The sequence below is a fragment of the Nonomuraea cypriaca genome (genome assembly GCF_015645445.1).
Lineage (GTDB): Bacteria > Actinomycetota > Actinomycetes > Streptosporangiales > Streptosporangiaceae > Nonomuraea > Nonomuraea cypriaca.
In genome coordinates, this window is sequence record NZ_JADOGI010000146.1 from 21,617 (window position 1) to 27,753 (window position 6,137).

The 6,137-nt window shown below is 70.5% G+C and carries 4 protein-coding genes; 1 reads left to right on the plus strand and 3 read right to left on the minus strand.

Going from position 1 to position 6,137, the window contains the following annotated elements; genetic code table 11:
- Positions 1–8: 8 nt before the first annotated feature.
- On the minus strand, positions 9–1,829 hold the full coding sequence (locus ITP53_RS36465; RefSeq protein ID WP_195900018.1) for an endo-1,4-beta-xylanase: 1,821 nt from the start codon (positions 1,827–1,829) through the stop codon (positions 9–11).
- Positions 1,830–1,931: 102 nt separating this feature from the next.
- On the minus strand, positions 1,932–3,002 hold the full coding sequence (locus ITP53_RS36470) for a LacI family DNA-binding transcriptional regulator (RefSeq protein ID WP_195900019.1): 1,071 nt from the start codon (positions 3,000–3,002) through the stop codon (positions 1,932–1,934).
- Positions 3,003–3,237: 235 nt separating this feature from the next.
- On the opposite strand from ITP53_RS36470, the gene ITP53_RS36475 reads away from it, so the two are divergent.
- The gene (locus ITP53_RS36475; protein WP_195900020.1) at positions 3,238–5,220 is read left to right on the plus strand and encodes an MGH1-like glycoside hydrolase domain-containing protein; all 1,983 of its coding nucleotides are present in this window, start codon (positions 3,238–3,240) and stop codon (positions 5,218–5,220) included.
- Positions 5,221–5,336: 116 nt separating this feature from the next.
- On the opposite strand, the gene ITP53_RS36480 is transcribed toward ITP53_RS36475, so the two are convergent.
- The coding region (locus ITP53_RS36480) for a phytanoyl-CoA dioxygenase family protein (RefSeq protein ID WP_328816915.1) at positions 5,337–6,137 on the minus strand (801 nt) is incomplete at its 5' end.

Here is a 6,137-nt window from a genome sequence, read left to right on the forward strand (position 1 = left end):
TGCTGAGGTCAGCCGACGACCACCGTGATCGCCTTGCCGGAGATGGTCGACATCGAGACGGCGACCTCCTTGGTGACGCCGCCGGCCGTGACCTTCACGGTGTAGTCGCCGAGGAAGCCGCGCACCGTGGTGGAGCCGGTCGGCCCGGTCGTGGCCGAGGCTTTCGTCCACCACGTGCCGTAGATGAGGTCGCGCCAGGCCAGGGCGTTCGGCTTGGGGGTCCAGTCGGTCCGGAACAGGGCCCGCCTGGGATCCCAGGTGTCGCCCTCCCAGAACCCGAACGTGCTGACCCCGGTGACCTGCGGCAAGCTGAACATCGCGGTCAGGAAGTCACGCGTGTAGTCGGCCTGGAGTTGCTCGTCGGTGGTGCCGACGTCGAACTCGGTGATCGCGATGGGCAGGCCTGGCCCGGCGAACCTGTTGATCAGCGTGACCAGGTCCGCCGGCGGGGTGAGCTGCTCGCCGGCGAAGTGCCCCTGGATGCCGATCCCGCCGATGGGCGCCCCGCCGTCCTTCAGCGCGCGGACCCGGGCGGTGAAGTGGTCCTGGTGGCGGACCTCCCAGCCGTTGTCCTCGATGATGTCGTAGTCGTTGAGGTAGAGCTTCGGGCCCGGGTCGGCCTGCCGGGTCAGCCGGAACCAGCGGTCGATCTCACCGTCGCCGAGCACGTCCTGCACGTCGTGGTTGGCGTACGGCTCGTTGACCACGTCCCACTCGTCGATCGTGCCGGCAAGCGCGCCCGCCTCGTCCGTGATGTGGGTGTCGATCCTGTGCCGCAGCGCGGCGGGGTCGTCGCGGAGACCGCAGACGTCGGCGGGCATGAGCCCGCACGATGGCCAGATCAGAGTGTGTCCGCGGACGAACAGGCCGTGGTCGCGCCCCCATCGGAGGGCGGGCAGGGTGTAGGTTTCTCGCTCGGCCAGGTTCTCCCAGTGGTTCCACTTGAGGTTGTTGCCGAGCGTGAACTGGTTGAAGTTGGCCAGCAGCGTGTCGCGGTACTTCTGCCCCGAGGTGTTCTGGGCCATCAGGCGCACGGCGTCCGCGGCCGTGCCGAACTTGAAGGCGTGCTCGGTCATGTCCGCCTGGACGGTGGCGCCGGGCACGAGGTGGCCCTCGGAGTCGACGACCTTGATGTAGAGGTTGCCCTTACGGTTCCGCTCGATGCGGTCGTCGGCGGCGGCCCGCCAGGACGCCCCAGGGTCACGACCGGCATAGGTGGCCGCCGGCCACCCGGCCGGGGTCCCCGGTCCGTACCGCAGCACCGACACACCCGCGATCTGCAGCACCTGCGGGCCGTAACCGAGCCAGAAGTTGACGCGGACCTGGCCGGCCGCGTAGCCGGCGGCCATCCGGAACGGCAGTTGGAACCGCTGCCAGGCGGACCCGAACTTCATCGCCGCCTGAGTGGACTTGGCGTAGCCGCCGCCGTTCTGCTCGAACACGAAGTGGGCCAGGCCGGAACCGGACGGGGTGGGCGTGACCGACCGCACCCAGAAGGTGGCCAGCATCGCCTCGTCCTTGACCGTGGGCAGCGCGGCCGGCACGCCCACGCCCAGGGAGTACTCGCCGTCCAGGCCGGACGTGCTGGGTTGCCCGGTCACCGTGACCTGCAGCGCCTTGTCGAAGCCGGGCTGCCCATGAACGGTGACGATCTCCGTCTGGGGTGCCGGATTCCCCGTGAACTGGGTGAACGCCTCCAGGACGTTGGCCGGCATGATCTCGGTCGGCGGTTCGGCGGCGGCCGCGGGCGCCACCAGTCCCAACGCCGAGAGCAGCACCCCGGGAATGACGTACGCCAGTCGGCGCCGCGCCTTCGTGAGGCGACTCATGGTCAGGATCCTTTCTGTCGACGGGCAGGGGGATTTCGACCGGCGCCCCCGAGGGCACCGGTCTTCGCGTCGTCGAAATGGATGTGCGCCGGGCGTCAGGCGTCAGCTGGGAGCGGGGCCCGTACTGTCCCGGACGATGAGAGTGGTCGGCAGGTGGACGCGGGCGGGCGGTGGGCCGTGCCCGCCCGGAGCGGAGCCCTCCCCGGACTCGGAGGAGGCGGACTCGGAGGAGGCGGACTCGGAGGAGATCGCGGCGAGCAGCATCCGGGCCGCGTGCTCGCCCATCGCCTCGAACGGCTGGCTGACCGTGGTGAGGGCGGGCTTGACGTGCGCCGACGACGGTATGTCGTCGAATCCCACCACGGACAGGTCCTCGGGCACCCGCAGGCCGCGGTCGGCGGCGGCATCCATGGCGGCGTAGGCGGTGACGTCGTTGTGCGCGAACACCGCCGTCGGCCGGTCTGCGCGTTCCAGTAGCTCACGCACCAGCTCACGGGCGGTGGGCGGCTGGAACCCGCTCTGCTGGGTGAGCGAGGCGTCGATCGGGACTCCGGCCTCGGTCAGCGCGTCCTGGTAGCCGCGCTGCCGGTCCTGGCAACACGGGTACGTCATCGGCCCGGCCAGCGACGCGATCCGCCGGTGGCCCAGGTCCAGCAGATGGCGGACGGCGCCGTACGCGCCCTCGTAGTTGTCGGCCTCGACCGACGGCAGGTCGAAGTGGGAGCCGAGGGTGTTGATGAGGACCACGGGCACCCCCTGCGCGTGCAGGTCGAGCAGCGGTTGCATGGTCTGGTCCTGGTTGATGACCAGGACGCCGGCCGACAGCCCCGAGGCGAGCATGCGGTCGATGACCGGCGCGTAGTCATGGTCGTTGGTGCTCGTGTAGAGGATGATTTCGTACGGCGTGCGCTCGATGACCGAGGCGACGCCGTAGTTCAGCGGAGCCACCAGCCGCCACGTCAGCCCGGGCACGATCATGCTGATGAACGGCGGCCGTCCCTTCGCCAGCGCGCTGGCGGTGGCACTGGGCACGTAGTTGTGCCGCGTGATGACCGCCAGCACGCGGCCCCTGGTCTCCGGGTCGACCCGCGGGCTGTTGTTGATCACCAGCGACACCGTCGATTTCGATACGCCGGCCAGGCGTGCGATATCGCGGATCGTGACTTTCTCCATGCACATTCCTCAGCTGCGCCCGGCATTTTGTCGAACCGGTCCAACACTTGCCAGGAACGTAGCGCTGGACCGGTTCGATGGCAATACCTGAATGAAAAACAGGAGTAACTCGGCTGTAACTCTTGCGGCGATTACGGGCCGATGTAACCATCGGTCGCGAGCGCCCGGACCGCCGGCCGTCCACGCCCTCGGACAGACCTCCCCCGCCAGCCACCGTCAGGCAAGGGATTGACGCATGCCTTATTCCGTTGACGAGTTCGCCTACGACCTGCGCCAGAGCATGGCGCCGGGCGACATCTGGGTCACCAGCGGCTGGACCACGGTCCACGCCCCGCCGGGGTCGGTGTGCGCGGTCGGCGGGTGGTTCGCGCCGCCGTACGCGGCCCCCGACGCCGAGCTGACCGTCGAGCTGGACGTGGACGGTCGCCGGATCGCCGACGGCGCGGCGCCGGGAGTGGCCGGGGTGGGCCTGCTGCACGCGGGTGGCACCTGGTGGCCCGGCCGGATGGTCAGGCACGGCACCTACCATCGCCGCCACCAGGACGAGTTGATCTCGCTCCGGGTCCAGAGCACCCTCACCCCGCTGTACGGCCAGGCGGGGTTCGTCCTGGAGGTGGAGATCGTCAACCGCGCCGGACGGAACATCACCGTGACCCTCCACCCACGCGCCGCCCCGGGCGGCCCCCGTCGGGTCCCGCTCGGCGAATGGGGCTGGGTCCCGCCCGCCCCCGGACCGGAAGCCGTGCGCGCGGACCGGTGGACCTGGCAGGCCGGGGACGTCACCGTCGAGCTCTCCCATGAGGGGCTCAGCCAGGACGTCCCGGCGGGCGGGACCGCGGTGTTCGCACTGGCCGTCCGGACCGGCCCCAGCACGCCGCCTGGGCGGCCGCGGGAGCTGGCCGCCGAATCCGCCAGGCGGTCGGAGGACCGGCTGGCTCGGGCCCTGGCTCGCGTGCCACGGCTGTCCAGCGACATCCCCGGGCTGGAGGCATACTGGCGTGGCTCTCTCACCAGCGGGCTGGTCTGCCTGTGGGACAACCCCGGCTTCATCACCTCTCCCTTCGTGGCCACGTCCGGCCTGGACGGCGGGGCGCTCTGCGCCTACGCGTGGGACACCGGCGGGTACGCCCCTCACCTGCTCACCCTCATGCTCGGCGACGCCACCACCGGCGTTCTCGAATCGCTCATGAAGGTGGATCTCACCCGGCACTACGCGATCGCCCCCGACGGCACCGGCCTGGGCGTCCCGTACGCGTACAGCGGCTGGTCCCTGGTCACCCTCGCCACGGCCGTCGCCGCCCACCTCGGCGTCTCCCCCGACCTGGTCACCCAGCTGCACGACCTGGTCGAGGGTCTGGACGCCCGCTTCGCCCCGGCGGGGGCACTACGCGACTATGGCGACCAGTACAACCTGCTGGAGATGCGCAGCACGGGCTGGGAGCACGTGGCCGCCAGCCCCAACGCCGAACGCGCCTGGTGCCTCGACCGGCTGGCCGAGCTGTCCCAGATGTCCGGCGCGCGGCTGCCGGTGGACGACCTGCGCTCCCGTGCCCGTGACATCAGGCGCGCGATCGCCGGCGAGCTGTGGGACGAGCGTGCGGGGTGGTTCCGCTGTCGTTACCCCGACGGGCACAGCGAGCTCGTCCAGCACATCCAGGCGTTCGACGCGATGCGGAACGGCGCCTGCACACCCGAGATGGCCAGGATCATGCTCGGGCGGCTGCGTGACGGCTCTTTCCTCGCCCCCTACGGCGTCAGCGCCGTGGCCGCGGACGACCGGCTGCACTACGAACTCGGCGACACCGACTGGTCAGGCGGCGGGGCGTACACCGGGGAAGGCCCGCAGCTCGCGCTGACGCTCTGGGAGCGGGGCGAGCCGGCCCTCGCCTGGGAGGTCATGCGACGGCTGCTCTGGATGGGGCGGCACTTCCCGTACTTTCCCCAGGATCACTACTGCGACCGCCCGGCGGCACCGCCCGCGGGCCGGCGGATCAACATCGTCGCCGGGCTGGCCGGTGCGGAGGCGATCCTGACCGGCGCGGCGGGCGTGCGGTTCCGGCTCGACGGAAGCCTGGTCGTCGCCCCGGCGGCCCTTCCCGGCGGAGGGATGGAGCTGACGGGGCTGGCTTACCGAGGGCGCACCATCGACGTCTCCACCTCCTCAGGCACCGTCACCGTCGACGGCCGTCGCCGGACGGCCGGGGAGGTCATCGAGTGACGGCCGTCTCGGAAGGCCGGCGAGGTCATCGAGTGGCGCCGGCCACAGCCGCGGGCACGGGGTGCGGCACCAGGCGACGAACCATGGCCGTCCACGGAGTTCGAGCGGTCGCGGCGTCAGGCGAGGTTCGTGGCACCGGTGAAGGACATGTGCTCACCTGCCACGTATTTCGGGAACGGCTGGTAGACGTTCACGCCCGGCTCCCCTCGGAGCAGCAGCGCGGACACGAACGGCTGCTCCTCGCTCGTGATCCGGGTCGAGGTCGGGATGTACCTGATGGTCAGACCGCAGCGGCGCCTGGGAGAGGTGTTGGCATCGGAGCCGTGCAGGATGTTCGGGTGGTGCACCTCCACGTCGCCGGGCGACAGCACCAGGTCCACGGCCTTCGACTCGTTCACCGTCACCGCGCTCTCCGAGCCGAGCACGTTGTCGATGTCGTCACGCTGCCGCAGCTCGTGCAGGTTCTCGCTGTGCGACCCGGGGATCACCCGCAGGCAGCCGTTCTCCGGTGTGGCCTCGTCGACGGCCAGCCAGAGCGTGACGACGCGCATCGGCTCCAGCGGCCAGTAGGCGCCGTCCTGATGCCACAGGACCGGCATGCCGGAGAAGGGCGGCTTGCTGATGTAGTGCGAGGCGAACAGCGCGATGTCCGGGCCGACGAAGAGCTCGGCCACGTCCAGCAGCCGTTCGTCGCCGACCAGCCGGACCCAGAAGGGATCCCTGGCGACCAGCTCGGTGCCCAGGTCCTCGCCGAGCCGGTCGGGGTACTTGGCCTGGAGCCATGCGACGTGGTCGCTCGCTTCGTCGATCAGCTCGCGGTCGAGGACGTTCCGAAAGATCGTGTAGCCGTCGCGGTCGTAGTCCTGGAGAGCGACTTCCCTGGTCACCATGTGCTCCTCGGGGGTCGGGTGGGATGG

Bases quoted from the DNA above. Each gene is read 5' to 3' on its own strand.
- ITP53_RS36470 (WP_195900019.1), bottom strand. From the start codon at position 3,002: ATGGAGAAAGTCACGATCCGCGATATCGCACGCCTGGCCGGCGTATCG.
- ITP53_RS36465 (WP_195900018.1), bottom strand. From the start codon at position 1,829: ATGAGTCGCCTCACGAAGGCGCGGCGCCGACTGGCGTACGTCATTCCC.
- ITP53_RS36475 (WP_195900020.1), top strand. From the start codon at position 3,238: ATGCCTTATTCCGTTGACGAGTTCGCCTACGACCTGCGCCAGAGCATG.